General features: G+C 58.4%; 25 protein-coding genes and 1 other RNA gene. 19 read left to right on the top strand and 7 right to left on the bottom strand.

Translation table 11 applies throughout. The features are described 5' to 3' along the window. Positions 1 to 107 precede the first annotated feature (107 nt). The 3 genes from QN377_RS12910 (at position 108) to zapE (ending at position 3,309) form a co-directional block, all read left to right on the top strand. Positions 108 to 743 carry an alpha/beta hydrolase gene (locus QN377_RS12910; protein ID WP_095001553.1) on the top strand — a complete coding sequence of 212 codons (636 nt, stop codon included), beginning with the start codon at positions 108 to 110 and terminating at the stop codon, positions 741 to 743. Between the two features lie 24 nt (positions 744 to 767). Continuing rightward, on the top strand, positions 768 to 2,123 hold the full coding sequence (locus tag QN377_RS12905; RefSeq protein WP_095001552.1) for a tryptophan--tRNA ligase: 1,356 nt from the start codon (positions 768 to 770) through the stop codon (positions 2,121 to 2,123). A gap of 91 nt (positions 2,124 to 2,214) precedes the next feature. Continuing rightward, entirely contained in the window at positions 2,215 to 3,309 is a 1,095-nt protein-coding gene (zapE, locus tag QN377_RS12900; RefSeq protein ID WP_095001551.1) for a cell division protein ZapE, read from the top strand. A gap of 43 nt (positions 3,310 to 3,352) precedes the next feature. Here the strand turns inward: zapE and QN377_RS12895 are convergent, their stop codons facing one another. The 3 genes from QN377_RS12895 to QN377_RS12885 form a co-directional block, all read right to left on the bottom strand. Further along, entirely contained in the window at positions 3,353 to 4,375 is a 1,023-nt protein-coding gene (locus tag QN377_RS12895) for an asparaginase (RefSeq protein WP_095001550.1), read from the bottom strand. 135 nt (positions 4,376 to 4,510) lie between these two features. Further along, positions 4,511 to 5,446: a GlxA family transcriptional regulator gene (locus QN377_RS12890; RefSeq protein WP_169916835.1), complete on the bottom strand. Its 936-nt coding sequence runs from the start codon at positions 5,444 to 5,446 to the stop codon at positions 4,511 to 4,513. Between the two features lie 268 nt (positions 5,447 to 5,714). After that, a complete protein-coding gene (locus tag QN377_RS12885) occupies positions 5,715 to 6,755 on the bottom strand; it encodes an NADP(H)-dependent aldo-keto reductase (RefSeq protein ID WP_322213566.1) in 1,041 nt (346 codons plus the stop codon). Positions 6,756 to 7,001: 246 nt separating this feature from the next. On the opposite strand from QN377_RS12885, the gene rplM reads away from it, so the two are divergent. The 7 genes from rplM (at position 7,002) to QN377_RS12850 (ending at position 11,911) form a co-directional block, all read left to right on the top strand. Continuing rightward, positions 7,002 to 7,430 (top strand): 50S ribosomal protein L13, encoded by a 429-nt coding sequence (rplM, locus tag QN377_RS12880; protein ID WP_007917032.1) that lies wholly within the window; start codon positions 7,002 to 7,004, stop codon positions 7,428 to 7,430. 14 nt (positions 7,431 to 7,444) lie between these two features. After that, on the top strand, positions 7,445 to 7,837 hold the full coding sequence (gene rpsI / locus QN377_RS12875) for a 30S ribosomal protein S9 (RefSeq protein ID WP_003216038.1): 393 nt from the start codon (positions 7,445 to 7,447) through the stop codon (positions 7,835 to 7,837). Positions 7,838 to 8,092: 255 nt separating this feature from the next. Beyond that, positions 8,093 to 8,686, top strand: a complete 594-nt coding sequence (gene petA, locus QN377_RS12870; protein WP_083369776.1) for a ubiquinol-cytochrome c reductase iron-sulfur subunit — start codon at positions 8,093 to 8,095, stop codon at positions 8,684 to 8,686. Continuing rightward, complete coding sequence (locus QN377_RS12865) at positions 8,686 to 9,897, top strand: cytochrome b (protein WP_016779512.1); 1,212 nt, start codon at positions 8,686 to 8,688, stop codon at positions 9,895 to 9,897. The genes petA and QN377_RS12865 overlap by 1 nt, the downstream gene beginning before the upstream one ends. Then, positions 9,897 to 10,676 (top strand): cytochrome c1, encoded by a 780-nt coding sequence (locus QN377_RS12860; protein ID WP_095018292.1) that lies wholly within the window; start codon positions 9,897 to 9,899, stop codon positions 10,674 to 10,676. Before QN377_RS12865 ends, QN377_RS12860 begins: the two co-directional genes overlap by 1 nt. Positions 10,677 to 10,862: 186 nt before the next feature. Next, positions 10,863 to 11,480 carry a glutathione S-transferase N-terminal domain-containing protein gene (locus QN377_RS12855; RefSeq protein WP_322213561.1) on the top strand — a complete coding sequence of 206 codons (618 nt, stop codon included), beginning with the start codon at positions 10,863 to 10,865 and terminating at the stop codon, positions 11,478 to 11,480. Between the two features lie 17 nt (positions 11,481 to 11,497). Beyond that, positions 11,498 to 11,911, top strand: coding sequence for a ClpXP protease specificity-enhancing factor (locus QN377_RS12850; protein WP_095018293.1), 414 nt, complete (start codon positions 11,498 to 11,500; stop codon positions 11,909 to 11,911). A gap of 53 nt (positions 11,912 to 11,964) precedes the next feature. Here QN377_RS12850 and QN377_RS12845 read toward each other — a convergent pair whose 3' ends face one another. The 4 genes from QN377_RS12845 to QN377_RS12830 form a co-directional block, all read right to left on the bottom strand. Then, positions 11,965 to 12,546: a BON domain-containing protein gene (locus tag QN377_RS12845; protein WP_095001546.1), complete on the bottom strand. Its 582-nt coding sequence runs from the start codon at positions 12,544 to 12,546 to the stop codon at positions 11,965 to 11,967. Then, positions 12,543 to 13,136, bottom strand: coding sequence for a phosphoheptose isomerase (locus QN377_RS12840; RefSeq protein ID WP_095001545.1), 594 nt, complete (start codon positions 13,134 to 13,136; stop codon positions 12,543 to 12,545). Before QN377_RS12840 ends, QN377_RS12845 begins: the two co-directional genes overlap by 4 nt. 134 nt (positions 13,137 to 13,270) lie before the next feature. Next, on the bottom strand, positions 13,271 to 13,636 hold the full coding sequence (locus QN377_RS12835) for a YraN family protein (protein WP_095001544.1): 366 nt from the start codon (positions 13,634 to 13,636) through the stop codon (positions 13,271 to 13,273). Continuing rightward, a complete protein-coding gene (locus QN377_RS12830) occupies positions 13,636 to 15,408 on the bottom strand; it encodes a penicillin-binding protein activator (RefSeq protein WP_095018294.1) in 1,773 nt (590 codons plus the stop codon). The genes QN377_RS12835 and QN377_RS12830 overlap by 1 nt, the downstream gene beginning before the upstream one ends. A 235-nt stretch (positions 15,409 to 15,643) precedes the next feature. Here QN377_RS12830 and rsmI point away from each other — a divergent pair, with 235 nt between their 5' ends. From rsmI to mraY, 9 genes are all read left to right on the top strand, one after another. Next, complete coding sequence (rsmI, locus tag QN377_RS12825) at positions 15,644 to 16,498, top strand: 16S rRNA (cytidine(1402)-2'-O)-methyltransferase (RefSeq protein WP_095001542.1); 855 nt, start codon at positions 15,644 to 15,646, stop codon at positions 16,496 to 16,498. Between the two features lie 140 nt (positions 16,499 to 16,638). Next, positions 16,639 to 16,992: RNase P RNA component class A (rnpB, locus tag QN377_RS12820), an RNA gene on the top strand. 357 nt (positions 16,993 to 17,349) lie between these two features. Further along, positions 17,350 to 17,805, top strand: coding sequence for a division/cell wall cluster transcriptional repressor MraZ (gene mraZ, locus QN377_RS12815; RefSeq protein WP_095001541.1), 456 nt, complete (start codon positions 17,350 to 17,352; stop codon positions 17,803 to 17,805). After that, positions 17,802 to 18,749, top strand: coding sequence for a 16S rRNA (cytosine(1402)-N(4))-methyltransferase RsmH (gene rsmH / locus QN377_RS12810; RefSeq protein ID WP_165446504.1), 948 nt, complete (start codon positions 17,802 to 17,804; stop codon positions 18,747 to 18,749). The genes mraZ and rsmH overlap by 4 nt, the downstream gene beginning before the upstream one ends. Continuing rightward, positions 18,746 to 19,039: a cell division protein FtsL gene (gene ftsL, locus QN377_RS12805; RefSeq protein WP_019823808.1), complete on the top strand. Its 294-nt coding sequence runs from the start codon at positions 18,746 to 18,748 to the stop codon at positions 19,037 to 19,039. Before rsmH ends, ftsL begins: the two co-directional genes overlap by 4 nt. After that, complete coding sequence (locus tag QN377_RS12800; protein ID WP_095018295.1) at positions 19,036 to 20,784, top strand: peptidoglycan D,D-transpeptidase FtsI family protein; 1,749 nt, start codon at positions 19,036 to 19,038, stop codon at positions 20,782 to 20,784. Before ftsL ends, QN377_RS12800 begins: the two co-directional genes overlap by 4 nt. Then, positions 20,784 to 22,247, top strand: coding sequence for a UDP-N-acetylmuramoyl-L-alanyl-D-glutamate--2,6-diaminopimelate ligase (locus QN377_RS12795; RefSeq protein WP_095018296.1), 1,464 nt, complete (start codon positions 20,784 to 20,786; stop codon positions 22,245 to 22,247). Before QN377_RS12800 ends, QN377_RS12795 begins: the two co-directional genes overlap by 1 nt. Further along, the gene (locus QN377_RS12790) at positions 22,240 to 23,607 is read left to right on the top strand and encodes a UDP-N-acetylmuramoyl-tripeptide--D-alanyl-D-alanine ligase (protein WP_322213558.1); all 1,368 of its coding nucleotides are present in this window, start codon (positions 22,240 to 22,242) and stop codon (positions 23,605 to 23,607) included. Before QN377_RS12795 ends, QN377_RS12790 begins: the two co-directional genes overlap by 8 nt. Beyond that, positions 23,607 to 24,689 (top strand): phospho-N-acetylmuramoyl-pentapeptide-transferase, encoded by a 1,083-nt coding sequence (gene mraY / locus QN377_RS12785; protein WP_095001537.1) that lies wholly within the window; start codon positions 23,607 to 23,609, stop codon positions 24,687 to 24,689. Before QN377_RS12790 ends, mraY begins: the two co-directional genes overlap by 1 nt. The last annotated feature ends 2 nt before the right edge of the window (positions 24,690 to 24,691 follow it).

Genomic DNA, 24,691 nt, shown 5'->3' with positions numbered 1-24,691 from the left:
GTTAACGGCTCGGACCTGCGCTGTATACCGCGATGCACTCGCAAATATGTCAGACAGAATCTATCAGCTAGACGAGTCGACCCAATCTGAGGTCACGGAGTTCCCTCTTGCTTACCCGCGAAACCCCCGTAGTAATTGCTGGCCCGGTCGGCCAACTGGAAGCCTTGTACCTTGATTGTGCTGAGCCAAAGGGCCTTGCGCTGCTGTGTCACCCCAATCCGGTACAGGGCGGCACCATGATGAATAAAGTGGTTTCGACCTTGCAACGCACTGCCCGCGATGCTGGCCTGATTACCTTGCGATTTAATTACCGCGGCACCGGCGCCAGTGAAGGCAGCCACGATATGGGCACCGGCGAAGTCGACGATGCCTTTGCAGCAGCCCGGTGGTTGCGCGCCAGACACCCTGACTTGCCGATCACCCTGTTCGGTTTTTCGTTTGGTGGTTTTGTTGCCGCCAGCCTGGGTGGTCGCCTTGAAGCCCAGGGCGAAAAGCTTGAGCGCGTGTTTATGATCGCCCCTGCGGTGATGCGTTTGCGTGACGAAGATGCCTTGCCACATAACTGCCCGCTGACCGTTATCCAGCCTGAAACCGACGAAGTGATCGACCCGCAGCTGGTCTATAACTGGTCAAACGACCTGTCGCGCCCCCATGAGCTGCTGAAAGTGGCAGAATGCGGACACTTTTTTCACGGCAAGCTGCCCGAGCTCAAAGAGTTGGTAGCGCCACGCCTTTCGAATTGATTGCAGCCTGATAAGCGATTACCCATGACCTCTCGTACTCGTATCCTCACCGGCATCACCACCACCGGTACGCCGCACCTGGGCAACTACGCCGGGGCCATCCGCCCTGCGATCGTGGCCAGCCGCGACCCCAACGCCGATTCGTTTTACTTCCTGGCTGACTACCATGCCCTGATCAAGTGCGATGACCCGCTGCGCATCCAGCGTTCGCGTCAGGAAATCGCTGCAACCTGGCTGGCGGCCGGCCTTGATGTCGAGCGTGTGACCTTCTACCGTCAGTCCGATATTCCGGAAATCCCCGAGCTGACCTGGCTGCTGACCTGCGTAGCGGCCAAGGGCCTGCTCAATCGGGCCCATGCCTACAAGGCCTCGGTAGACAAGAACCTGGAAAACGGCGAAGACCCGGATGCGGGCATCACCATGGGCCTGTACAGCTACCCGGTGCTGATGGCTGCGGACATTCTGATGTTCAATGCCAACAAGGTGCCTGTGGGGCGTGACCAGATCCAGCACGTTGAAATGGCCCGTGACATTGGCCAGCGCTTCAACCACCTGTTCGGCAATGGCAAAGAGTTTTTCGCCATGCCCGAAGCGCTGATCGAAGAAAGCGTGGCCACTTTGCCGGGTCTGGACGGTCGCAAGATGTCCAAGAGCTATGACAACACCATTCCGTTGTTCAGCAGCGCCAAGGACATGAAAAGCGCGATTTCGCGCATCGTTACCGACTCCCGTGCACCGGGCGAGGCGAAGGATCCGGACAACTCGCACCTGTTCACCCTGTACCAGGCATTCTCCACGCCTGAGCAGTCGGTTGAGTTCCGCAGCGAGCTGTTGCAGGGCCTGGGCTGGGGCGAAGCGAAAGAGCGCCTGTTCAAGCTGCTGGACGCCGAGCTGGGCGAGTCCCGCGAGCGTTACCACGACTTGATGTCGCGTCCTGATGATATGGAAGACATCCTGCTGGCTGGCGCCCAAAAAGCTCGCAAGATCGCAGCGCCTTTCCTTGTCGAATTGCGTGAAGCCGTTGGCTTGCGCTCGTTTGTCAGTGCCGCGCAAACCACTGCTGCGAGCAAAAAGAAAGCCGCCAAGGGCCCGCGCTTTGTCAGCTTCCGCGACGAAGACGGCAGCTTCCGTTTCCGCCTGCTGGCCGCTGCTGGCGAACAATTGCTGCTGTCGCGCAGCTTTGCCGACGGTAAAACCGCCGGTCAGGTGACCAAGCAGCTGCAATCCGGCGAGCCTCTGGATGTGCGCAGTGACGCGTTGAGCTTCAGTGTCTGGCTGGGCGACACCTGCGTGGCTGACAGCCCGGTATTTGCCGATGCCACAGCCAGAGATGAGGCAATCGAAGCGTTGCGCCTTGCGCTGGTACCCGTTCAAGACTGAGAAAGTGCGACGTTTCGTCTCAGGTTTGATTGCCATTCCCAAGGGTCGTCGCTACAGTGTCGGCCCGTTTTTGTTGCCTTGCTAACGAATTATGACGCCTCTAGAACGATATCAAGCAGATCTGAAACGCCCGGACTTCTTCCACGATGCCGCGCAGGAAAACGCTGTGCGCCATTTGCAGCGCCTGTACGACGACTTGGTCGCTTCCTCGCAGAGCAAGCCGGGCCTTTTCGGCAAGCTGTTCGGCAAAAAGGAGCAGACGCCGGTCAAGGGCCTCTACTTCTGGGGCGGTGTAGGCCGTGGCAAGACATATCTGGTCGATACGTTTTTCGATGCCCTGCCGTTCAAGGAGAAGGTGCGTACCCACTTCCACCGCTTCATGAAGCGCGTGCATGAAGAAATGCGCACCCTCAATGGCGAAAAGAACCCGCTGACCATTATCGCCAAGCGTTTTTCTGACGAGGCGCGGGTGATCTGCTTTGATGAATTCTTTGTGTCGGACATTACCGACGCCATGATTCTCGGCACCTTGATGGAAGAACTGTTCAAAAACGGTGTCACCCTGGTGGCTACGTCGAACATTGTGCCTGACGGTTTGTACAAGGACGGCTTGCAGCGTGCGCGCTTCTTGCCCGCCATTGCGCTGATCAAGCAGAACACCGAAATCGTCAACGTCGATAGCGGCGTCGACTATCGCTTGCGTCACCTTGAGCAGGCCGAACTGTTTCACTTTCCGTTGAACGAAGAGTCCGAGAAGAGCTTGAGAGAAAGCTTCAAGGCGCTGACTCACAACTCCAACAGGGCGATCGAAAACGATGATCTGATCATCGAGAACCGCACCATCCGTGCCTTGCGTACCTGTGATGATGTGGCCTGGTTCGAGTTTCGCGAGTTGTGCGACGGCCCGCGCAGCCAGAATGATTACATCGAGCTTGGCAAGATCTTCAACGCTGTAATCCTCAGCGGTGTAGAGCAGATGGAAGTGAAAACGGACGACATCGCCCGACGCTTTATCAACATGGTCGATGAGTTTTACGACCGCAACGTCAAGCTGATCATCTCGGCTGAAGTCGAGCTGAAAGACCTTTACAAGGGCGGGCGCCTGAACTTCGAGTTCCAGCGTACCCTCAGCCGTTTGCTGGAAATGCAGTCCCATGAATATCTGACGCGGGCGCACAAACCCTAGTCAAAAAAAAAGGCCTGCATTGCAGGCCTTTTTTATGCCCGCCTCAGGCCTCGGCGGCCTTGAACCCCAGGCGCTGCACGTACTTGGCAATGTCGCGGGCATGCCCGCAACCTATCAGCAGCCATATCAGGATCCGCGCCTTGTACGGGCAGAGAAACCCGCACATCAGCGCGCCGCGGTCGATCAGGTCCATCTCGCTGCCGATAAACCCGTAAGACGCTTCGGCGGTGGGGCCTGAACCTGTTCGTGACGCCACCAGAACCGGAATTTCCGTGGTGACCTGTTCGATCAGGTCGACCCATTCGACACTGACATGCCCGGCCCCGAAAGCACTGACCACCAGCGCGTCATACCCCAGGGCCAGCACATGCTCCAGCAGTACCGTGTCGGCAGACAGTGTTGCTGGCAGCAATGCGACCTTGTGATGAATGCTGCGGGGCATGGGCAGGACAGTGCGTGCGCAGGCTTTGCGCAGATAAAGCACGCGATTTTCGAGCATTAGCCCGGCAGGGCCGAAAAACGGCGAGTTGAAGGCGTCCAGCGTTATTGATGAGCATTTGCGCACATGCAGCGGCTGGTGAATCTGGCCGTTCATTACCACTAGAACGCCTCGCTTGCGGCTCTGTGTATCGAGCGCAACCCTGGAGGCATCCAGCAGATTGGCGGGGCCATCTGCGCCGGGATGATCGCTGGGGTGCATGGCGCCGGTCAGCACAAGTGGCACATCGGCATCCCATAACAGGTCAAGGAAGAATGCAGTTTCTTCCAGGGTGTCGGTGCCTTGGGTGATGACGATGCCCAGCGCGCCCAGCTTCACTTGCTCCTGGGCCCATATCAGCACTTCAAGCAGCAGATTGAAATCCAGGGAGGCGCTGGGAACCAGGCACAGGGTCTCGATATGGACGTCCAGGCCTTCGTGCAGTTGCGAAATGCCGTCAAGCAGTGCTTCGCCAGTGATCACGGGTTGAGCGCCTGAGCCGGGCTGTGTTGTGCGCATGCTCACGGTGCCACCCAGGGCTCCTATGGAAAGGATGGGCAGGGAGTTGTGATTGAGTCTTTGCGCCATGCTGCGTACCTCCGCCAGTGGCCGGTGAAGCCTCTTCTTGTGAGTGCCCCTGGTTGGAGGGCATTTCATCAGAGGCTTTTTGGGCTGGCGGAGAAATCAGATTGTTCCGCTTGGTGTGTAGTACAACGCTTAGATTTAAGCGACCTGATTGAGGCCTGCATGCAGGAACTGCTGACGATACTGGTTTGGTGAAAGCTCTGTGTGTTGGCGAAACAGACGCGCGAAGAAGCTTGCGTCGTCGTAGCCCACGTCATAGCTGATGGTCTTGATGCTTTTGCGGGTGGCCGAGAGCAGGCCCTTGGCGGTTTCTATGCGCAGGCGTTGCAGGTAGTGCAAGGGTTTGTCGCCGGTGGCCAGCTGAAAGCGGCGCATGAAGTTGCGGATGCTCATGCCGTGATCGCGGGCGACATCTTCAAAGCGGAACTTGTCGGCGAAGTGCTCTTCGAGCCAATGCTGGATTTGCAGGATGATCACGTCCTGGTGCAGCTTCTGGCCGCCAAAGCCGATGCGCCCCGGGGTGTAATTGCGCTGTACTTCGTAAAGGATGTCGCGGGCCACGGCCTGGGCGATATTGGCGCCGCAAAAACGCTCGATCATGTAAATGTAGAGGTCGCAGGCTGAGGTAGGCCCGCCGGCGCAATAGAGGTTGTCGGCGTCGGTAAGGTGTTTGTCCTGGTTGAGGTGCACCAGGGGGTAGCGCCGGGCAAAGGTGTCGAAGAAACGCCAGTAGGTGGTGGCCTCTTTGCCATCGAGCAGCCCGGCTTCAGCGAGCCAGAAGACTCCGGTGGCTTCAGCGCACAGGACAGCGCCACGGGCATGCTGTTCGCGCAGCCAGGGCAGTACTTGCGGATAGCGCTGGCAGAGGGTGTCGAAATCGTCACCGAAGGCCGGCAGGATAATGATGTCGCTATCCTCCAGGCCGCCGTCCACAGGGAGCACCACATTGCTGAAGCTGGTGGCCGGTTTGCCGTCGGGGCTGACCAGGCGTGTCTCGAAAGTGGGGGTCAGGCCTTGTCCCAGCTGCTTGCCGTGACGCAGGCTGGCGAGGTGAAAGAAATCCTTGGCATGCATCAGGGTCGACGCGAAAACCCGATCGATGGCCAAAATGCTGACACGCCGCAGCGGCGTGGAGAGTTGATTAGACATAGACATATTTTGATTATTCTTATAGGTGAAATTGGTCAACTTACGGCTGGATCGTCTTATGTTTTTTCCTGTGTGTCCAGAGGTTGCTGCTTTTGTAGCCGCGGGCTTGCTCGCGATGGCATCCATGGGGTTTCTCTGAAACACCGCGTCGCCTGCATCGCGAGCAAGCCCGCTCCCGCAAGGGGGCGGTGGGTCAAGGTGCCGGGTTTGGCTGGTCCTTGTGGATGGCGTCGATACCGGCCAGCACCTCATCCGACAGTTTCAGGTCGAAGCTGGCGATATTGCTTTCGAGTTGCTCCATGGTCGTGGCACCAATGATATTGCTGGTGACGAACGGTTGTCGGGTGACGAAGGCCAGGGCCATTTGCGCAGGGTCCAGGCCATGTTCGCGGGCCAGTGCCACATAACGCTCGCTGGCAGCCACGGCCTGCGGGTTTGAATAGCGCGAGAAGCGGCTGTAGAGGGTCAGGCGGCCTTTTGGTGGTTGGGCGCCGCCACCGTACTTGCCCGAGAGCATGCCGAACGCCAGGGGCGAGTAGGCGAGCAGGCCGCATTGTTCGCGAATGGCGATTTCCGCCAGGCCCACTTCAAAGCTGCGGTTGAGCAGGCTGTAGGGGTTCTGGATCGATACGGCGCGCGGCCAGCCGCGACTTTCGGCCAGTTGCAGGAACTTCATGGTGGCCCACGGCGTTTCATTGGACAGGCCGATGTGACGGATCTTGCCGGCCCTGACCTGCTCGTCGAGTGCCTCGAGAGTGTCTTCCAGCGGGGTGAAGTCTTCGTCGGCGTTGTGGGTGTAACCCAACTGGCCGAAGAAGTTGGTGCTGCGCTCGGGCCAGTGCAACTGGTAGAGGTCGATCCAGTCGGTTTGCAGGCGCTTGAGGCTGGCGTCCAGGGCTTGCACGATATGGCTGCGGTTGTGCTTGAGGTGGCCGTCACGGATGTAGTCGATGCCGTTGCCGGGGCCGGCGATCTTGCTCGCCAGCACCCAGTCGGCACGATCACCGCGTTCCTTGAACCAGTTACCGATAAAACGCTCGGTGGTGGCGTAGGTTTCGGCCTTGGGTGGCACCGGGTACATTTCGGCGGTGTCGATAAAGTTGATGCCGGCTTTTTTGGCGCAGGCGATCTGCTCAAAGGCTTCGGTCTGGGTGTTCTGTTCACCCCAGGTCATGGTCCCGAGGGCGATTGCGCTTACTTTCAGATCGGTACGGCCAAGCTTTCGGTAGTCCATCGGGTGCTCCTTCGGGTAAACAAACATAAAAGCAGGTTGTAATTTTTTGCGCAATCTGGATAATTGCCCACCTCTTTCTGCAGTGGAAGTGATGCGCCGCCTGCCGAAGAATCTTGCCGTTGAACGGACGCGCTGACCCGAGCCCCCGATAGCGTCTGTATCCGGCTGCCTTTGACTTGTCAAAGTACGCACTATTCAGTAAGATCCGCCGTCTAATTTACAGGGCGGCCCCTGAGGCTATAAAGAATGAAAACTTTTACTGCTAAACCAGAAACAGTAAAGCGCGACTGGTTTGTCGTCGACGCTGCTGGTCAGACCCTGGGTCGTCTGGCCACCGAGATCGCGAGCCGTCTGCGTGGCAAGCACAAGCCGGAATACACTCCGCACGTTGACACCGGTGACTACATCGTTGTTATCAACGCTGAGCAAATCCGTGTTACTGGTGCTAAAACCACTGACAAGATGTACTACTCTCACTCCGGTTTCCCGGGCGGGATTAAGTCGATCAACTTCGAAAAGCTGATCGCCAAAGCTCCTGAGCGCGTGATCGAGACCGCGGTTAAAGGCATGCTGCCTAAAAACCCACTGGGTCGCGACATGTACCGTAAGCTGAAAGTCTATGCGGGCGCTGCTCACCCTCATACTGCTCAGCAGCCCCAAGAACTGAAGTTTTAACGGAATAGTTCATTATGTCGGCGACTCAAAACTACGGCACTGGCCGTCGTAAAACCGCAACCGCTCGCGTTTTCCTGCGTCCGGGTACCGGTAACATCTCCATCAACAACCGCACTCTGGAGAATTTCTTCGGTCGCGAAACTGCCCGCATGGTAGTTCGTCAGCCGTTGGAACTGACTGAGACTGTCGAGAAATTCGACATCTACGTCACCGTGATCGGTGGTGGTGTAAGTGGTCAAGCTGGCGCAATCCGCCACGGTATCACTCGCGCACTGATGCAGTATGACGAAACCCTGCGTGGCGCTCTGCGCAAAGCTGGCTTCGTTACTCGCGATGCTCGTGAAGTTGAACGTAAGAAAGTCGGTCTGCGTAAAGCGCGTAAGCGTCCGCAGTACTCGAAGCGTTAATTCGCAGCTTCGTTCAAAAAAGCCCAGCCTCCTTCGGGAGCTGGGCTTTTTTTATGGGCGATGATTTAGCGGTGTGACAACTTGCCACATCCAGCAAACGCCTATACTACAAGGCCTGTAGCCGCCCCAGAGCGGTAATTACCTTGTAAGACTAGGGGCTTTTCATTACCATTCTGCAAAATTTTTATAAGTAATAGATGCATATTTAGTAGATGCCTGATTTAACAGGCCACAAAGCTGATGGGAGAGGACTGAATGAGCAATGACGGCGTAAATGTCGGCCGGCGTCGCTTCCTCGTAGCAGCCACATCCGTGGTGGGTGCTGCAGGAGCGGTGGGGGCGGCGGTCCCGTTCGTGGGGTCGTGGTTTCCCAGTGCCAAGGCGAAAGCCGCTGGCGCACCGGTGAAAGTGAATATTGCAAAGGTTGAGCCAGGTCAGCAAATGATTGCTGAATGGCGTGGCCAGCCGGTATTCATCGTACGTCGCACCGAGGAAATCCTGGCAAATCTGAAGAAGATTGAAGGGCAGCTTGCTGACCCGGATTCCAAGCAATCTGATCAGCCTGCTTATGTAAATCCGGAGCTGCGGTCGATCAAGCCAGAAATTCTGTTGTTGATCGGTATTTGCACCCACTTGGGTTGCTCGCCTACGTTCCGTCCCGAGGTCGCGCCGGTTGATCTTGGCAAGGACTGGGTAGGCGGCTATTTCTGCCCTTGTCATGGTTCGCACTATGATCTGGCCGGCCGCGTGTACAAGGCCCAGCCAGCGCCGCTGAACCTGCCAGTGCCGCCGTACTACTATGAGACGGACAACATTGTCGTCGTTGGCCTCGATGGGGAGAACGCGTAATGAGCAAGTTCATGGATTGGGTAGATGCCCGCTTCCCCGCCACCAAAATGTGGGAAGACCACCTCAGCAAGTATTACGCTCCGAAGAACTTCAACTTCTTCTATTTCTTTGGTTCTCTCGCACTGCTCGTTCTGGTCAACCAGATCGTTACCGGTGTGTGGCTGACCATGAGCTACACGCCATCGGCAGAAGAGGCGTTTGCTTCTGTCGAATACATCATGCGTGACGTCGAATACGGTTCAATCCTGCGCTTGCTGCACTCTACCGGTGCATCGGCGTTCTTTATCGTCGTCTACCTGCACATGTTCCGCGGCCTGCTCTACGGCTCTTACCAGAAGCCCCGTGAGCTGGTCTGGCTGTTCGGCATGATGATTTATCTGGCCCTGATGGCTGAAGCCTTTATGGGTTACCTGCTGCCTTGGGGGCAAATGTCCTACTGGGGCGCCCAGGTGATTATTTCGCTGTTCGGTGCGATCCCGGTTATCGGTAACGACCTGACCCAGTGGATTCGTGGTGACTACCTGATCTCCGGTATTACCCTCAACCGCTTCTTTGCCCTTCACGTCGTGGCCTTGCCTATCGTAATTCTGGGCCTGGTGGTGCTGCACATTCTTGCCCTGCACGAAGTCGGCTCCAACAACCCGGACGGCGTGGATATCAAGAAACACAAAGACGAAAACGGCATACCGCTGGATGGCATTCCCTTCCACCCGTACTACACCGTGAAAGATATCGTCGGCGTAGTGGTATTCCTGTTTATCTTCTGCTCGATTGTGTTCTTCTTCCCGGAAATGGGTGGTTACTTCCTGGAAAAACCGAACTTTGAACAGGCTAACGCCTTTAAAACGCCGGAACACATTGCCCCTGTCTGGTACTTCACGCCGTTCTACGCGATCTTGCGTGCCATCCCGGACAAGCTGCTTGGCGTGATTGCCATGGGCGCCGCGATTGCCGTGCTGTTCGTGTTGCCGTGGCTTGACCGCAGTCCGGTCAAATCCATGCGCTACAAAGGCTGGATGAGCAAGGTATGGCTGTGGGTGTTCTGCATCTCCTTCGTGATTCTGGGTGTGCTGGGTGTCTTGGCTCCTACCCCGGGCCGCACGCTGCTGTCGCAGGTGTGTACGTTCCTGTACTTCGCCTACTTCATTCTGATGCCGTTCTACACCAGGCTTGAGAAGACCAAACCGGTTCCGGAAAGGGTGACTGGCTGATGAAAAAGCTATTTGCTGTATTGATGTTCGCGGTAATGCCTGTGTTCTCCTTTGCGGCAGAGCAAGGCGTGCAGCTCGACAAGGTCGACATCGATGTTTCTGACAAGGCGGCCCTGCAGGATGGTGCGCGTACGTTCGCCAACTACTGCATGGGTTGTCACAGTGCCAAGTTCCAGCGTTATGAGCGGGTCGCTGATGACCTGGGCATTCCCCATGAGGTCATGCTCGATAACCTGGTGTTCACCGGTGCCAAGATTGGCGACCACATGAAAATCGGCATGCAGCCCAACGACGCCAAGGCCTGGTTCGGTGCTGCACCGCCGGACTTGACGCTGGTAGCCCGTGTGCGTGGCACAGACTGGCTGTACAGCTACCTGCGTGCCTTTTACGAAGACCCGTCGCGCCCTTGGGGTGTGAACAACAAAGTGTTCCCGAACGTGGGCATGCCCAACGTGCTGGCACCGTTGCAGGGTCGTCAGGTTATCGGTTGCAAGCAAGTACAGATCGTCGAAGACGGCAAGAAGCAGTATGATCCGCTCACCGGCACGCCTTTGACCCATGAAGCGTGCGACCAGCTGACAGTGCTGCCAAAAACCGGCGCCCTGACTGAAGAGCAGTTCGATGAGAAGATCAAGAACCTTGTGACCTTCCTGGCCTACTCGGCCAACCCGGTGAAGCTGGAGCATCAGCGCATCGGTACTTACGTGCTGATCTACCTGGCCTTCCTTTTTGTATTCGCTTATCTGCTCAAGCGCGAATACTGGAAAGATGTGCACTGATATAGTTACACGCAATGCTGTTAATCGTGCGCGCCCAAGGGTGTCTCTGAAAAGGTAACAGTGCAGGGCGGGTGACAGGCGGGGTCAATGACCTTGCCTGTCACCTGGCCTGTGGTTATCAGAGGCTTTCCTTGGGCGCGTTCGTTTTTCCGCTCCCGATAATTTCAACAAGCGAGGAGGACCGCCATGGGCGTGACCAATCGGTTGGCCTGTTACTCCGACCCCGCCGACCACTATTCCCACCGAGTGCGCATTGTACTCGCAGAGAAAGGTGTCAGCGCCGAGATCATCAGTGTGGAGGCGGGCCGTCAGCCGCCGAAGCTGATCGAAGTGAACCCCTACGGCAGCCTGCCAACCCTGGTCGATCGTGACCTGGCGTTGTGGGATTCGACTGTGGTGATGGAATATCTGGATGAGCGCTATCCGCATCCGCCGCTGTTGCCGGTGTACCCGGTGGCACGGGCCAATAGCCGTCTGCTGATTCATCGTATTCAGCGCGACTGGTGTGCGCTGGTCGACCTGATTCTTGATTCGCGGACCAAGGAGCCGGCGCGCGTGCAAGCCCGCAAGGAGTTGCGCGAGAGCCTGACGGGTGTTTCTGCATTATTTGCCGACAAACCTTTTTTCCTCAGTGATGAGCAAAGTCTGGTCGACTGCTGTCTATTGCCGATACTCTGGCGTCTGCCTGTTTTGGGTATTGAATTGCCGCGGCCAGCCAAGCCGTTGCTCGACTATATGGAGCGCCAATTTGCGCGTGAGGCTTTCCAGGCGAGTCTGTCTGGTGTCGAACGCGACATGCGCTAAAGCTTTAGGAGCCCTCGATGAATTCAAGTCGACCTTATCTGGTGCGTGCGCTCTACGAGTGGATCGTTGATAACGACTGCACTCCGCACATGCTGGTTAACTCTGACTACCCCAAGGTGCAAGTGCCTGCGGGTTTTGCCAGTGACGGGCAGATTGTCCTCAATGTTTCGCCAACCGCCGTGCGTCAATTGCACATGGACAACGAAGCAGTAAGCTTTGAAGGGCGCTTTGGTGGTGTGCCACACACCTTGTACGTGCCTATTGCAGCCATTCTGGGCGTTTACGCCCGTGAGAACGGCCAGGGCATGGTGTTTGACCTGGAAGAGCCTCTCGGGGCTGATGACGAGGTTGAGCCGGGTGACGATAGTCCGCCGCCAGGCTCCGAGCCGCCGCGACCTACAGGCCGGCCAAGCCTGAAAGTGGTGAAGTAATAAAAAAGGCGACCTGAAAAGGTCGCCTTTTTTGTGTCTGGCAGCCGTGGCCGTCAGTCGATGTACTCAAACAGTTTGACGATTTTCTGCACCCCGGAAACACCTTGCACCAGGCTGGTGGCGCGGGCGGCCTCCTGTTTGGTGACCAGGCCGAGCATGTAGACGATGCCGTTCTCGGTGACGATTTTGATGCGTGAGCCAGGGATGGCGCTGTCAGTCAGCATCTGGGTCTTGATTTTGGTGGTCAGCCAGGCGTCGTTGTTACGCGCCAGGATTGACGAAGGAGCCATGACCTGCAGCTCGTTGTTGACCTTTTTCACCCGCTGGACTGAAGCTGCCGCCTGTTCGGCCTGGGCCTTGAGGTCTGCACGCGGGGTCTGGCCGGCCAGCAGCACGATACCGTTGTAGCTGGTGACGACGATGTGCGAACCGGTATCCAGATCCGGATTGGCCTTGGCCACGTTCACGGCGACCTTGGTTTCGATCAGCGAGTCATCGATTTTGCTGCCGAAGGTGCGGGTGCCGCGATCATCCTCGATAGGGGTGTCGCGGGTAGCGGTCAGTACCGAGCTGCAACCGGCGGTCAGACCAAGACACAGGGTCAGGGCTACCAGGCCTAGGCGATTTAAAGTCATTCTTCACTCCCGAACAATTGGCTGTCGATCAGATCGCACAAGCAGTGGATCGCCAGCAGGTGGACTTCTTGGATGCGTGCAGTGACGCTGGAAGGAACGCGGATCTCCACGTCCTCGGGTAGCAGCAGCGAGGCCATGCCGCCGCCATCACGGCCCGTCATTGCGACCACGATCATTTCGCGATCGTGGGCCGCCTGGATGGCCTGGATGATGTTGGCCGAGTTGCCGCTGGTGGAAATGGCCAGCAGCACGTCGCCGGGCTGGCCCAGGGCGCGGATCTGCTTGGAGAAGATTTCGTTGAAGCTGTAGTCGTTGGCGATCGAGGTGATCGTTGACGTGTCGGTGGTCAGTGCGATGGCAGGCAGGCTCGGGCGCTCGCGCTCGAAGCGGTTGAGCAGCTCGGATGAGAAGTGCTGGGCGTCGCCTGCCGACCCGCCATTGCCGCACGAGAGCATCTTGCCTTCATTGAGCAGTGCGTTAACCATCACCTGGCTGGCTTGCTCGATATGAGGGGCAAGCACTTCCATCGCCTGCTGCTTGGTGTCGATGCTGGCCTGAAAAAGCTGGCGAATCCGGGATTGCATGTCCATCTATGTGACCTTAAGTAGGGCGGCTGGTCGGGCGTGAACCAGGTGTTCCTGGGTGACTTCCCGGCACAAGAATGTGCAGCCCGCAAAGCAAAGCAAAATCGTTGAAAAAGGGAGCTGGAATCGGCCTGGCAGCGCTACTGGCTGTCAAAGGCATTCCGTAGCCAGTTCAGTCGGGGTGTTGTGCTGTCCATCGTCACCACGTCAAAGCGGCACGGGTGATTGGCCCAGCGTGTCTGTTGCTGCAAGAAATGCTGGGCGGCAAGTATCAGTTTTTGACGCTTGCGGCCGTCAATACTGGCCAGTGCGCCACCCCATTGCGCATGTTGACGGTAACGAACTTCGACGAATACTACTGTATCGCCGTCAAGCATGACCAGATCCAGCTCGCCGCGCCTGCATGCCCAGTTCTGTGCCAGCAGGCGCAAACCCTGTTGCTCAAGATGCCGCAGCGCGAGGCGCTCGGCATCCTTGCCAGTTTGCTGGCTTGAGCGTTCGGGCATCAGTTGGCGGTAGCCGGCAGGCGTTGAGGCTGGCCATTGGCGAATTCGGCCCATTGCAGTTGACGTTCTACACGTTGGGTCGGGCTCATGCTCAAGCTGCCGGACATACCGTCGATCCGGCTGTCGGGCAGGGCTTTAAGCTGGCCCAGGCTCGGTGCCAGGCGATAGGCGTCGATACCCATCGCATACAGGCGGCCCAGGCTGCCGCCTGCTTGCGGCCATTGTGCGGTCACTTGCTGGCGTAGCGGGTTGTTCGGGTCGAGGAGCCAGGGGGTCTCGCAAAAACGGATGCCGTTCATGTCGTTGTACTGGTTCTGGTCGCCGCTGGCGCTGAATACGTGGGAGGTTGCGTATACCGGCAGATCACCTGCGTACTGGTAGTTCAGCGTGGGTTTGATCTGCTGGGCCTGCTGCGGGGTCGCGGCGAGGAACAGGAACTGCATGTCCTGGCGACGCGTTGGTTCGCTCGAGCCGCCGTTTTTGCGCAGTTGCACCAGATCGGCCACTTGCTGGGCGAGGGCTACAGGTTTGTCGATATGTTCAACGCCAACGACGGTGCCGCCATGGGCTTCCCATTCCTGGCGGAATGCCTTGAGCACGCGATCGCCCCACTCACCGACCGGGACCATGGCGCCAGCGCGGGTCAGGCCGTCGGCCCGGGCGCGGCGAGCCACTTCGCGGGCTTCGTCTTCAGCCGCCAGACCGAACTGAAACAGTTGCGCCGGGCCTTGGGTGCCCTCGCTGTAGTTCAGGGCCAGGGTGGTAATCGGCAGTTGCGGGCGGCTGTTCAGTTGCTTGACCAGGTTTTTTTCCAGTGGGCCAACCACCAGTTGCACGCCGTCGGCTTGTGCCTGGCGGTAGAACTCGTCCAGCGAGGTCAGGCGCGAGCTGTCATAGAACTGAATGCTCGGCGGGTTCTGGCCGGCTTGCTGGGCCTGATAGTGTGCAGCCATAAAGCCATCACGCAGTGCTTTGCTCACCGAGGCCAGTTGGCCGTCCTGTGGCAGCAGCAGGGCGATCTTGGTCAGGGGCTGGCTGGCCAGCTCCTTGAGCTTGACCAGTGGGGTCGGCAGCTGGATAGCGGCCGGGTGGGCCGGGTTCTGTGCGCGCCATTGATCAATCGCGTTCTGTTGGTCTTGCAGGGTGCCGGCGCTTTTCACCGCCAGGGCCAGGGACATCCAGCCGCTCAGTACATCATTGCCCTGGGCGTGCAGTTGCTCGGCCGGCAAGCTGGCCACCAGTGCCCAGATAGCGTCGTTGTTGCTGTTGGCGGCATCGCCGGTCAGGTTCGGGCTCAGCGCTGCGCGTTCACGGGCGGCGGCCAGGGCCTGGCCGTCAGCCTCCAGGGCGCGGGCATGCACGGTACGGGTGCGCACTTGCAGGTCGACGGGCAGCTCGCCCAGGATCGATGTGCTTGGATGATTCAGGGCGGCGACTGCGGCCTTGGGATCATTGCGGTTCATCGCCAGTTCGGCTGCCAGGGTGTTGGCAAAAACCTGTTGTGCGGGCTTGAGCTGGTCCAGCGGGACCATGGCCAGGATCTGCGCGGCGCGGGCGTTGTTTTGCTGGCGCAGGGCAAGGTCGGCTGCCGACAGGCGCAACAGGGCGGCCTTTTCCGGATTGGTGCTCTCGGTGGCCTGCTGGAGCAATTGCTCAAGGCTGGCATCCGGGGTCCGTGGAAGTTCGCCAAGGCTGGACGAGGGCGAGCTGGCGCAAGCCGCCAGCAGGGCAGCAAGGCAGAGGGCAGTGAACAGCCGCAGGCAAGCGATCATGTAGTGTTCCTGATACTCGATCAAATGAGTTGGGAAGTGTACCCAAGCACTGGCCGGGGCGCGATGTTAGAGGCAATAAAGCCTGAATTTAGATGCGTTATGTACGTTGTGGCATTAAAAGTTTACCCGGTTGGCGTTTTGCGGCCTGCAGGGTGGGTGCGTTCATGAGGGCTCTACGCGCTACAATGGCGCCTTTAACTCTTATGAGGTGTGCGTTTTGACTGCTCCAGGTGATTTGAATTCCGTTCTTGGCTCACTTTATGTGGTGGCCACGCCCATCGGTAACCTGGACGACATCAGTGCGCGTGCGCTCAAGGTATTGCGTGATGTATCGCTGATTGCGGCCGAAGACACGCGCCACTCCCTGCGCTTGATGCAGCATTTTGGTATCTCCACGCCGCTGGGTGCCTGTCACGAGCATAACGAGCGTGATGAAGGCAGTCGGTTTATCCAGCGTTTGCTGGCGGGTGAAGATGTGGCATTGATCTCGGATGCCGGTACCCCGCTGATCTCCGACCCCGGTTATCACCTCGTGCGTCAGGCGCGTGCTGCCGGGATCAAGGTCGTGCCCGTGCCGGGAGCCTGCGCCTTGATCGCCGCCTTGTCGGCTGCGGGGCTGCCTTCTGATCGCTTTATCTTTGAGGGGTTCCTGCCGGCCAAGGCGGTTGGGCGTCGTTCGCGGCTGCAATTACTTAAGGAAGAGCCGCGCACACTGATTTTTTACGAGGCCCCGCACCGTATTCTTGAGTGCCTGCAAGATCTTGAATTGGTATTCGGGCCCGAGCGCCCGGCATTGCTGGCGCGTGAGCTGACTAAAACATTCGAGACGCTCAAAGGTTTGCCCCTGTCCGAGCTGCGCGCTTTTGTTGAAAGCGACAGTAACCAGCAGCGCGGCGAGTGTGTGGTTCTGGTTGCCGGCTGGACTGCGCCAGAAACGGAAGACGCGGTCAGCAGTGAGGCAATGCGTATTCTCGACTTGCTGCTTAAAGAAATGCCGCTCAAGCGTGCTGCTGCACTTGCAGCTGAAATAACCGGTGAGCGCAAAAACGTGTTGTACCAAGTTGCACTTGAAAAGCAGAAAAGTGAGTAACAATTGATATCGGGTGATGGCACTTTGATATTTCTTTGTGTTCTAGCCCGTGGCTAAAGGCCGCAAGTCAGGCAAATCAACCTGCCTTGCGGCTTTTAACGCTTGTTCTATACGCTCTGTACAGTTAATCTTCGCGCCGGAGAGTCGATTGGACAGTCGCTGCCCTCTATGAAAATTAGGGGGGGGAGGAAAGTCCGGGCTCCATAGGGCGAAGTGCCAGGTAATGCCTGGGAGGCGTGAGCCTACGGAAAGTGCCACAGAAAATAACCGCCTAAGCGCTTCGGCGCCGGTAAGGGTGAAAAGGTGCGGTAAGAGCGCACCGCACGACTGGCAACAGTTCGTGGCTAGGTAAACCCCACTTGGAGCAAGACCAAATAGGGTCCCAAGGCGTGGCCCGCGCTGGGACCGGGTAGGTTGCTAAAGATGTCCAGTGATGGCCATCGTAGACGAATGACTGTTCACGACAGAACCCGGCTTACAGATCGACTCTCCACCTTTTTTTCTTCTGTCTGCGCTGCAGGCAGATTGCTATATTCGCAATTGCCTTATCCCCCCTGCAATTCATCGCAAGATTATTTCCCGACGTAATGCCGAAAAGTTCTTACTCTTAACAAACTACTTTAAGTTTGAAGTCCAGAGCTTTGAATTTGCGGCACGTCGCGGGTCAAAAAATCTCTCCGCTTACTGCTCCACGTCTATTTCCCCTCCTAAATCTCCGTTATGTAAGGGTTTTCCTGTAGGCCGCTCCTTGACGGTGGTGTGGGCGCATTCCTATAGTGTGCATAAGTGGTGAAAAGTGGCGTGAAGTGGGTTTTTTAGACGTAAAACGCTAATATTTGGAGATGCGGCCAGTGTTTCGCGGAGCCAACGCAATCAGTCTCGATGCCAAGGGCCGTCTCGCAATGCCGAGCCGGTACCGTGACGAGTTGAATTTGCGCAGTTCCGGGCAACTGATCGTGACCATTGATGCCGTTGATCCCTGCTTGTGTGTGTACCCCCTCGATGAGTGGGAGTTGATTGAAACCAAGCTTCGGGCGTTGCCTTCGCTGCGTGAAGAAAACCGCCGCTTGCAACGTCTGTTGATTGGTAACGCCGTCGACCTTGAGCTCGATGGCAGTGGTCGTTTTCTGGTACCGCCCCGCTTGCGTGAATATGCCCGACTGGACAAGCGCGCAATGCTGGTGGGCCAGCTGAACAAGTTTCAACTGTGGGACGAGGATGCTTGGGAGGCGGTTTCTGCCGCTGACCTTGCAGCCATTCAACAACCGGGCGCGATGCCTGACGAACTGCGTGATTTAATTCTGTGACTATAGATAGCGGCTTCAACCACATCACCGTACTGCTCGACGAAGCCGTAGAGGCTCTCGCCGTACGCCCTGATGGATGCTATCTGGATGGCACCTTCGGTCGCGGCGGACATAGCCGCCTGATACTCCAGAAGCTGGGCCCTGAGGGGCGTCTGCTCGGGTTCGATAAAGATCCACAAGCGATTGCCACCGGGCAAGCGCTGGCGGCCGAAGACGGCCGCTTTGTCATTGTGCAGCGCAGTTTTGCGGAAATGGGATCCGAAATTGCTGAGCGCGGTCTGGCTGGCAAGGTCGACGGCGTGTTGCTTGATCTGGGTGTCTCCTCACCACAGCTTGACGACCCGGAGCGCGGCTTCAGCTTTATGAATGACGGCCCGCTGGACATGCGTATGGACCCTGATCGCGGTATCAGCGCGGCCGAGTTCGTCAACACTGCCTCCCAGGAGGAAATTGCCCGCGTATTCAAGGAATACGGCGAAGAGCGGTTTTCCGGTCGCATGGCCCGTGCGGTTGTCGAACGTCGCGATATCAAGCCGTTCGAGCGTACAGGCGACCTGGCCGAAGTGCTGAAAGTGGCCAACCCGGCCTGGGAGAAGGGCAAGCACCCGGCGACCCGCACTTTCCAGGGCCTGCGCATTCATGTGAACAACGAACTGGGTGACCTTGAGGCTGGCCTTGAAGCTGCCCTTGAGTCCCTGGCTATCGGCGGCCGCTTGGTCGTTATCAGCTTCCACTCGCTGGAAGACCGCATCGTCAAACTGTTTATGCGCAAACTGGTCAAGGGCGAGCCCGACAACCTGCCGCGCGGCTTGCCCGTGCAGCACGTTGCCTTCGAACCGAAGATCAAGATTCATGGCAAGGCACAGACCGCGTCCGATGCCGAACTCAAAGCCAATCCGCGCTCGCGCAGCGCTGTCATGCGCGTCGCGGAGAAGCTTCGTTGAACAAGCTCTTCGCCAAACCACTTCCCGGCGGAAGTTTTTTCATGCTGCTGTTGTTTATTGGCGTGCTGGTTTCGGCTGTGGGCGTTTCGTATAGCGCCCACTGGAACCGCCAGTTGCTCAACACCCTGTACGGGGAGCTGAGCGTACGGGACAAGGCGCAGGCCGAATGGGGCCGCCTGATTCTCGAGCAGAGCACCTGGACTGCCCATAGCCGCATCGAAACCCTGGCCAGCGAACAACTGAAGATGCGCATTCCTGGCGCAGCAGAAGTTCGAATGGTGGCGCCATGATCAAACTCGAAGGCGCGCTCTATCCGTGGCGTTTTCGTGTGGTGCTGGCATTGCTGGCACTGCTGGTAGGTGCAATCGCGTGCCAGATCGTTTATCTGCAAGTTATCGACCATGACTTCCTCAAGGGCCAGGGCGATGCTCGCAGCTTGCGGCATATCCCTATCCCTGCACACCGTGGCCTGATTACCGACCGCAATGGCGAGCCTTTGGCCGTGAGCACGCCGGTGACCACCCTGTGGGCCAATGCCAAGGAAATGCAGGTTGCCAAAGACCGTTGGCCAGCCCTGGCACACGCGCTTGGGCAAGACCCCAAGGTGCTGACCGCACGCCTGGAACAGCAAGCCAACAAAGAATTTATCTATCTGGTGCGGGGCTTGACTCCCGAGCAGGGCCAGGTGGTGCTCGACCTCAAGGTGCCGGGTGTTTATGGCATTGAAGAGTTCCGTCGTTTCTACCCTGCGGGTGAGGTGACGGCGCATATGGTCGGCTTTACCGATATCGACGATAAAGGACGCGAAGGCGTCGAACTGGCCTATGACGAATGGCTGGCCGGGGTGCCGGGCAAGCGGCAAGTGATCAAGGACCGGCGCGGGCGTCTGATCAAAGACGTGCAAGTGACCAAAAACGCCAAGGCCGGCAAGACCTTGGCGTTGTCGATTGACCTGCGCCTGCAATACCTGGCCAACCGCGAACTGCGCAATGCGCTGGTCGAGAACGGCGCCAAGGCTGGCAGCCTGGTGATCATGGATGTGAAGACCGGCGAGATTCTGGCCATGGTCAACCAACCCACCTACAACCCGAATAACCGTCGCAACCTGCAACCGGCGATGATGCGTAACCGCGCCATGATCGACGTGTTCGAGCCGGGCTCGACGGTCAAACCGATCTCCATGAGTGCCGCCCTGGAAACCGGGCGCTGGAAACCCACCGACAAGGTTGAGGTGTACCCGGGCACCTTGCAGCTGGGCAAATACACCATTCGTGACGTATCGCGCACTGAAGGTCCGGTACTCGACCTGACCGGCATCCTGATCAACTCCAGTAACGTGGGGATGAGCAAGGTGGCCTTCGATATCGGCGGTGAAGCGATCTTCCGCCAGATGGCCAAGATGGGCCTGGGCCAGGACACCGGTCTGGGCTTCCCGGGCGAGCGTGTGGGCAACCTGCCCAACTACCGTGAATGGCGCAAGGCGGAAACCGCGACCCTGTCTTACGGCTACGGCGTGTCCGTGACCGCGATCCAGCTGGTGCATGCCTTCTCGGCCCTGGCCAACAACGGCAAGCTCGCTCCGCTGACCCTGCTCAAGACAGACAAGGACAAACCTGTTCAGGCCGCTCAGGTCATGCCGGAGCAAGTCGCCAAGACGCTGCAGGGAATGCTCCAGGAAGTAATCGAAAACCCGCGTGGTGTATGGCGTGCCAAGGTTCCGGCGTATCACGTCGGCGGCAAGTCGGGTACGGCGCGTAAAACCACGGGTGGTGGGGTAAAAGGCTACGCAGTGAACTCCTACCGTTCCCTGTTTGCCGGCTTTGGTCCCATGAGCGACCCGCGGTACGCGATCGTCGTGGTGATCGATGAGCCGAGCAAGGCGGGCTACTTCGGTGGTCTGGTTTCGGCACCGGTATTCAGCAAAGTCATGTCCGGCACGCTGCGTCTGATGAACGTGATCCCGGATAACCTGCCAACGGCAGCGGAGCAACAAGCAGCGGCAGCCGCTGCAGCAGCCAAAGGAGGGCGTGGCTAATGTCCCTGAGCCTGAACAAGATTTTTCCTCACGCCGGTCACGATCTGCTGATCCGTGAACTGACCCTCGACAGCCGCAATGTACGCGCAGGTGATCTGTTCCTTGCGGTGCCTGGCGGCAAGCTCGATGGTCGTGAACATATCGCTGACGCCCTTAAGCGCGGCGCTGCTGCCGTGGCCTATGAAGTGGACGGCGCTGATGTGCTGCCTATCTCTGCTGTGCCGCTGATTCCGGTCAAGGGCCTTGCGGCCCAGCTGTCGGATATCGCCGGGCGTTTTTATGGTGAGCCCAGCCGGCATCTGAATCTGGTAGGTGTCACTGGCACCAACGGCAAAACCAGCGTCACTCAGCTGGTGGCCCAGGCGCTTGACCTGCTGGGTCAGCACTGCGGCATCGTCGGCACCTTGGGCACCGGTTTTTATGGCGCGCTGCAAAGTGGCCGTCACACCACGCCAGACCCGATTGCCGTACAGGCCATGCTCGCCGACCTGAAAAAGGCCGGGGCCAAAGCGGTAGCGATGGAGGTTTCTTCCCATGGCCTGGATCAGGGGCGCGTCAGTGCGTTGGCATTTGACGTCGCTGTGCTGACCAATCTGTCCCGCGACCATCTGGATTACCACGGCACGATGGAGGCTTACGCCGCCGCCAAGGCCAAGTTGTTTGCCTGGCCGGACCTGCGCTGCCGGGTGCTGAACCTGGACGATGAATTTGGCCGCCAACTGGCCGCTGAAAAGCATGAGTCGCGCCTGATCAGCTATAGCCTTGAGGACACAGGGGCCACCCTGTACTGCCGTGATGCCATCTTTGATGATGACGGTGTGCGGGCCACCGTGGTGACGGCGCAAGGCGAGCATCTGTTGCGCAGCTCGCTGCTGGGACGCTTCAACCTGAGCAACGTACTGGCTGCCGTTGGCGCCTTGCTTGGGCTGGACTACCCGCTGGACGAAATTCTCAAAGTGCTGCCCAAGCTGGAAGGCCCGGTCGGTCGCATGCAGCGTTTGGGTGGCGGCAACAAGCCGCTGGTGGTGGTCGACTACGCCCACACCCCGGATGCACTGGAAAAAGTACTGCTGGCCCTGCGCCCGCATGCCAAAGGTCAGTTGCTGTGCCTGTTTGGCTGCGGCGGCGACCGTGACCGCGGCAAGCGTCCGTTGATGGCGCAGGTGGTTGAGCGTTTGGCTGATGGTGTTCTGGTGACTGACGACAACCCGCGCACCGAAGCACCGGGGCAAATTTTTGATGATATTCGTGAGGGTTTTGTCGCGCCGCAGGACGTCACTTTTGTCGCCGGTCGCGGTGATGCCATTGCGCAGTTGATCGCCGGTGCCAGCGCCGCTGACGTAATCGTGCTGGCGGGTAAAGGTCATGAGGACTATCAGGAAATCAACGGCGAACGCCATGACTTCTCTGATCTGGTCGAAGCCGAAAAAGCCTTGAACACCTGGGAGGCTGCCCATGCTTAAGCCTCTGTTGCTCAGTGAAGTGGCTGCTGCCCTGCAGGGGCGTGTGGTCGATGTCGACTGCCGTTTCAGCGGGGTCAGCATCGACAGCCGGGCGATCAGCAAGGGTCAGCTGTTTATTGCGCTGACCGGCCCGCGTTTCGATGGCCACGACTACCTCAATGAAGTGGCTGCCAAGGGCGCCGTTGCCGCGCTGGTTGAGCGCGAAGTGCCGGAGTCGGTGCTGCCACAGCTGGTGGTCAAGGACACCCGCGAAGCTTTGGGTCGCCTGGGTGCGCTCAACCGTGCCGGCTACGACAAACCGGTGGCGGCGATTACCGGCTCAAGCGGCAAGACCACGGTCAAAGAAATGCTCGCCTGCATTCTGCGCACCCGTGGCCCGGTGCTGGCGACCAAAGGCAACCTGAACAACGATCTGGGCGTGCCGTTGACGCTGCTGGAACTGACAACTGAGCACACGGCTGCGGTTATTGAGCTGGGCGCTTCACGCCTCGGCGAAATTGCCTACACCGTGGCCATGACCCAGCCCCATGTCGCCGTGCTCAACAATGCCGGTACTGCCCACGTGGGCGAGTTCGGTGGCCCGGATAAAATCGTCGAAGCCAAGGGCGAAATCATCGAAGGGCTGAAGGCTGACGGAATCGCTGTCCTGAATCTGGATGACAAGGCATTCGCCATCTGGAAGAACCGGGCAGCGGGGCGCAAGGTGCTGAGTTTTGCCTTGAACAACCCTCAAGCCGATTTTTATGCCAGCGATCTGAGCCGTGACGCTCGCGGTTGCCCGGGCTTCACCTTGCACAGCCCGCTGGGTAGCGAGCAGGTCCAACTTAACCTGTTGGGCACCCACAACGTGGCCAACGCACTGGCCGCTGCGGCAGCTGCTCACGCCCTCGGCGTGTCGCTGTTTGGTATTAAAACCGGCCTTGAAGCCGTGTTGCCGGTAAAAGGTCGCGCTGTCGCGCAATTGACCGCCGCGGGCCTGCGAATTATTGATGACACTTACAACGCAAACCCCACCTCAATGTGCGCTGCCGTTGATATACTCGCCGCCTTTTCCGGCCGCACCGTCCTGGTGCTCGGAGATATTGGCGAACTGGGTGAGTGGGCGGAGCAAGGACATCGTGAAGTAGGCGCTTATGCCGCCGACAAAGTTTCAGCGCTCTATGCGGTGGGACCCATGATGGCTCATGCCGTCACTGCTTTTGGACACCAGGCTCGTCACTTCGCCAATCAGGCTGACCTGATCAAGGCGCTTCGCGCTGAGCACGAAACAAACACCACTATTTTGATCAAGGGCTCGCGCAGCGCTGCGATGGAAAACGTCGTTGCGGCTTTGTGCGGTTCCAGCGGGGAGAAACATTAATGCTGCTGCTGCTAGCGGAGTATCTGCAACAGTTCCATAAAGGCTTCGCGGTCTTCCAGTACCTGTCCCTGCGCGGGATCCTCGGGGTGCTGACCGCGTTGACCTTGTCGCTGTGTCTGGGGCCGTGGATGATCCGCACCCTGCAAAACCGTCAGATCGGCCAGTCGGTACGTAATGACGGCCCACAATCGCACCTGTCCAAATCGGGCACTCCGACCATGGGCGGTGCGTTGATCCTGTCAGCCATCGCCATCAGCACCCTGTTGTGGGCTGACCTGAGCAACCGTTATGTGTGGGTCGTGCTGATCGTGACCCTGTTGTTCGGCGCCATCGGCTGGGTGGATGACTACCGCAAGGTAATCGAAAAAAACTCCCGTGGCTTGCCAAGCCGCTGGAAGTATTTCTGGCAGTCGGTGTTCGGTCTGGGCGCGGCGATCTTCTTGTACGTGACGGCGCCAAGCGCGGTGGAAACCACGCTGATCCTGCCCATCCTCAAGGACGCCAGCATTCCGCTGGGCATCGGCTTTGTTGTTCTCACCTACTTTGTGATCGTGGGTTCGAGCAATGCGGTCAACCTGACTGACGGCCTCGATGGCCTGGCGATCATGCCCACCGTGATGGTCGGCGGTGCGCTGGGTATCTTCTGCTACCTGTCGGGTAACGTGAAATTTGCCGACTACCTGCTGATCCCTTATGTACCGGGCGCGGGTGAGTTGATTGTGTTCTGCGGCGCATTGATTGGCGCCGGTCTCGGGTTCCTGTGGTTCAACACCTACCCGGCACAAGTCTTTATGGGTGATGTCGGCGCACTGGCGCTGGGCGCAGCCCTGGGCACTATCGCCGTGATCGTGCGCCAGGAAATCGTGTTGTTCATCATGGGCGGTGTGTTCGTGATGGAAACCCTGTCCGTGGTGATCCAGGTAGCGTCCTTCAAGTTGACCGGCAAGCGGGTGTTCCGCATGGCGCCGATTCATCACCACTTTGAACTCAAAGGCTGGCCTGAGCCACGTGTGATCGTCCGCTTCTGGATCATTACCGTGATTCTCGTGCTGGTCGGCCTTGCCACACTGAAGCTGAGGTAGAA

The sequence above is a fragment of the Pseudomonas sp. CCC4.1 genome (genome assembly GCF_035019225.1).
Taxonomy (GTDB): domain Bacteria; phylum Pseudomonadota; class Gammaproteobacteria; order Pseudomonadales; family Pseudomonadaceae; genus Aquipseudomonas; species Aquipseudomonas bubulae.
This window is presented reverse-complemented; position numbering and strand designations above follow the sequence as displayed.

Bases quoted from the DNA above. Each gene is read 5' to 3' on its own strand.
- petA (WP_083369776.1), top strand. From the start codon at position 8,093: ATGAGCAATGACGGCGTAAATGTCGGCCGGCGTCGCTTCCTCGTAGCA.
- QN377_RS12860 (WP_095018292.1), top strand. From the start codon at position 9,897: ATGAAAAAGCTATTTGCTGTATTGATGTTCGCGGTAATGCCTGTGTTC.
- QN377_RS12800 (WP_095018295.1), top strand. From the start codon at position 19,036: ATGATCAAACTCGAAGGCGCGCTCTATCCGTGGCGTTTTCGTGTGGTG.
- rpsI (WP_003216038.1), top strand. From the start codon at position 7,445: ATGTCGGCGACTCAAAACTACGGCACTGGCCGTCGTAAAACCGCAACC.
- QN377_RS12850 (WP_095018293.1), top strand. From the start codon at position 11,498: ATGAATTCAAGTCGACCTTATCTGGTGCGTGCGCTCTACGAGTGGATC.
- QN377_RS12840 (WP_095001545.1), bottom strand. From the start codon at position 13,136: ATGGACATGCAATCCCGGATTCGCCAGCTTTTTCAGGCCAGCATCGAC.
- QN377_RS12830 (WP_095018294.1), bottom strand. From the start codon at position 15,408: ATGATCGCTTGCCTGCGGCTGTTCACTGCCCTCTGCCTTGCTGCCCTG.
- QN377_RS12835 (WP_095001544.1), bottom strand. From the start codon at position 13,636: ATGCCCGAACGCTCAAGCCAGCAAACTGGCAAGGATGCCGAGCGCCTC.
- zapE (WP_095001551.1), top strand. From the start codon at position 2,215: ATGACGCCTCTAGAACGATATCAAGCAGATCTGAAACGCCCGGACTTC.
- rplM (WP_007917032.1), top strand. From the start codon at position 7,002: ATGAAAACTTTTACTGCTAAACCAGAAACAGTAAAGCGCGACTGGTTT.
- mraY (WP_095001537.1), top strand. From the start codon at position 23,607: ATGCTGCTGCTGCTAGCGGAGTATCTGCAACAGTTCCATAAAGGCTTC.
- QN377_RS12865 (WP_016779512.1), top strand. From the start codon at position 8,686: ATGAGCAAGTTCATGGATTGGGTAGATGCCCGCTTCCCCGCCACCAAA.
- QN377_RS12845 (WP_095001546.1), bottom strand. From the start codon at position 12,546: ATGACTTTAAATCGCCTAGGCCTGGTAGCCCTGACCCTGTGTCTTGGT.
- QN377_RS12905 (WP_095001552.1), top strand. From the start codon at position 768: ATGACCTCTCGTACTCGTATCCTCACCGGCATCACCACCACCGGTACG.
- QN377_RS12795 (WP_095018296.1), top strand. From the start codon at position 20,784: ATGTCCCTGAGCCTGAACAAGATTTTTCCTCACGCCGGTCACGATCTG.
- QN377_RS12855 (WP_322213561.1), top strand. From the start codon at position 10,863: ATGGGCGTGACCAATCGGTTGGCCTGTTACTCCGACCCCGCCGACCAC.
- QN377_RS12895 (WP_095001550.1), bottom strand. From the start codon at position 4,375: ATGGCGCAAAGACTCAATCACAACTCCCTGCCCATCCTTTCCATAGGA.
- QN377_RS12790 (WP_322213558.1), top strand. From the start codon at position 22,240: ATGCTTAAGCCTCTGTTGCTCAGTGAAGTGGCTGCTGCCCTGCAGGGG.
- QN377_RS12890 (WP_169916835.1), bottom strand. From the start codon at position 5,446: ATGCATGCCAAGGATTTCTTTCACCTCGCCAGCCTGCGTCACGGCAAG.
- QN377_RS12885 (WP_322213566.1), bottom strand. From the start codon at position 6,755: ATGGACTACCGAAAGCTTGGCCGTACCGATCTGAAAGTAAGCGCAATC.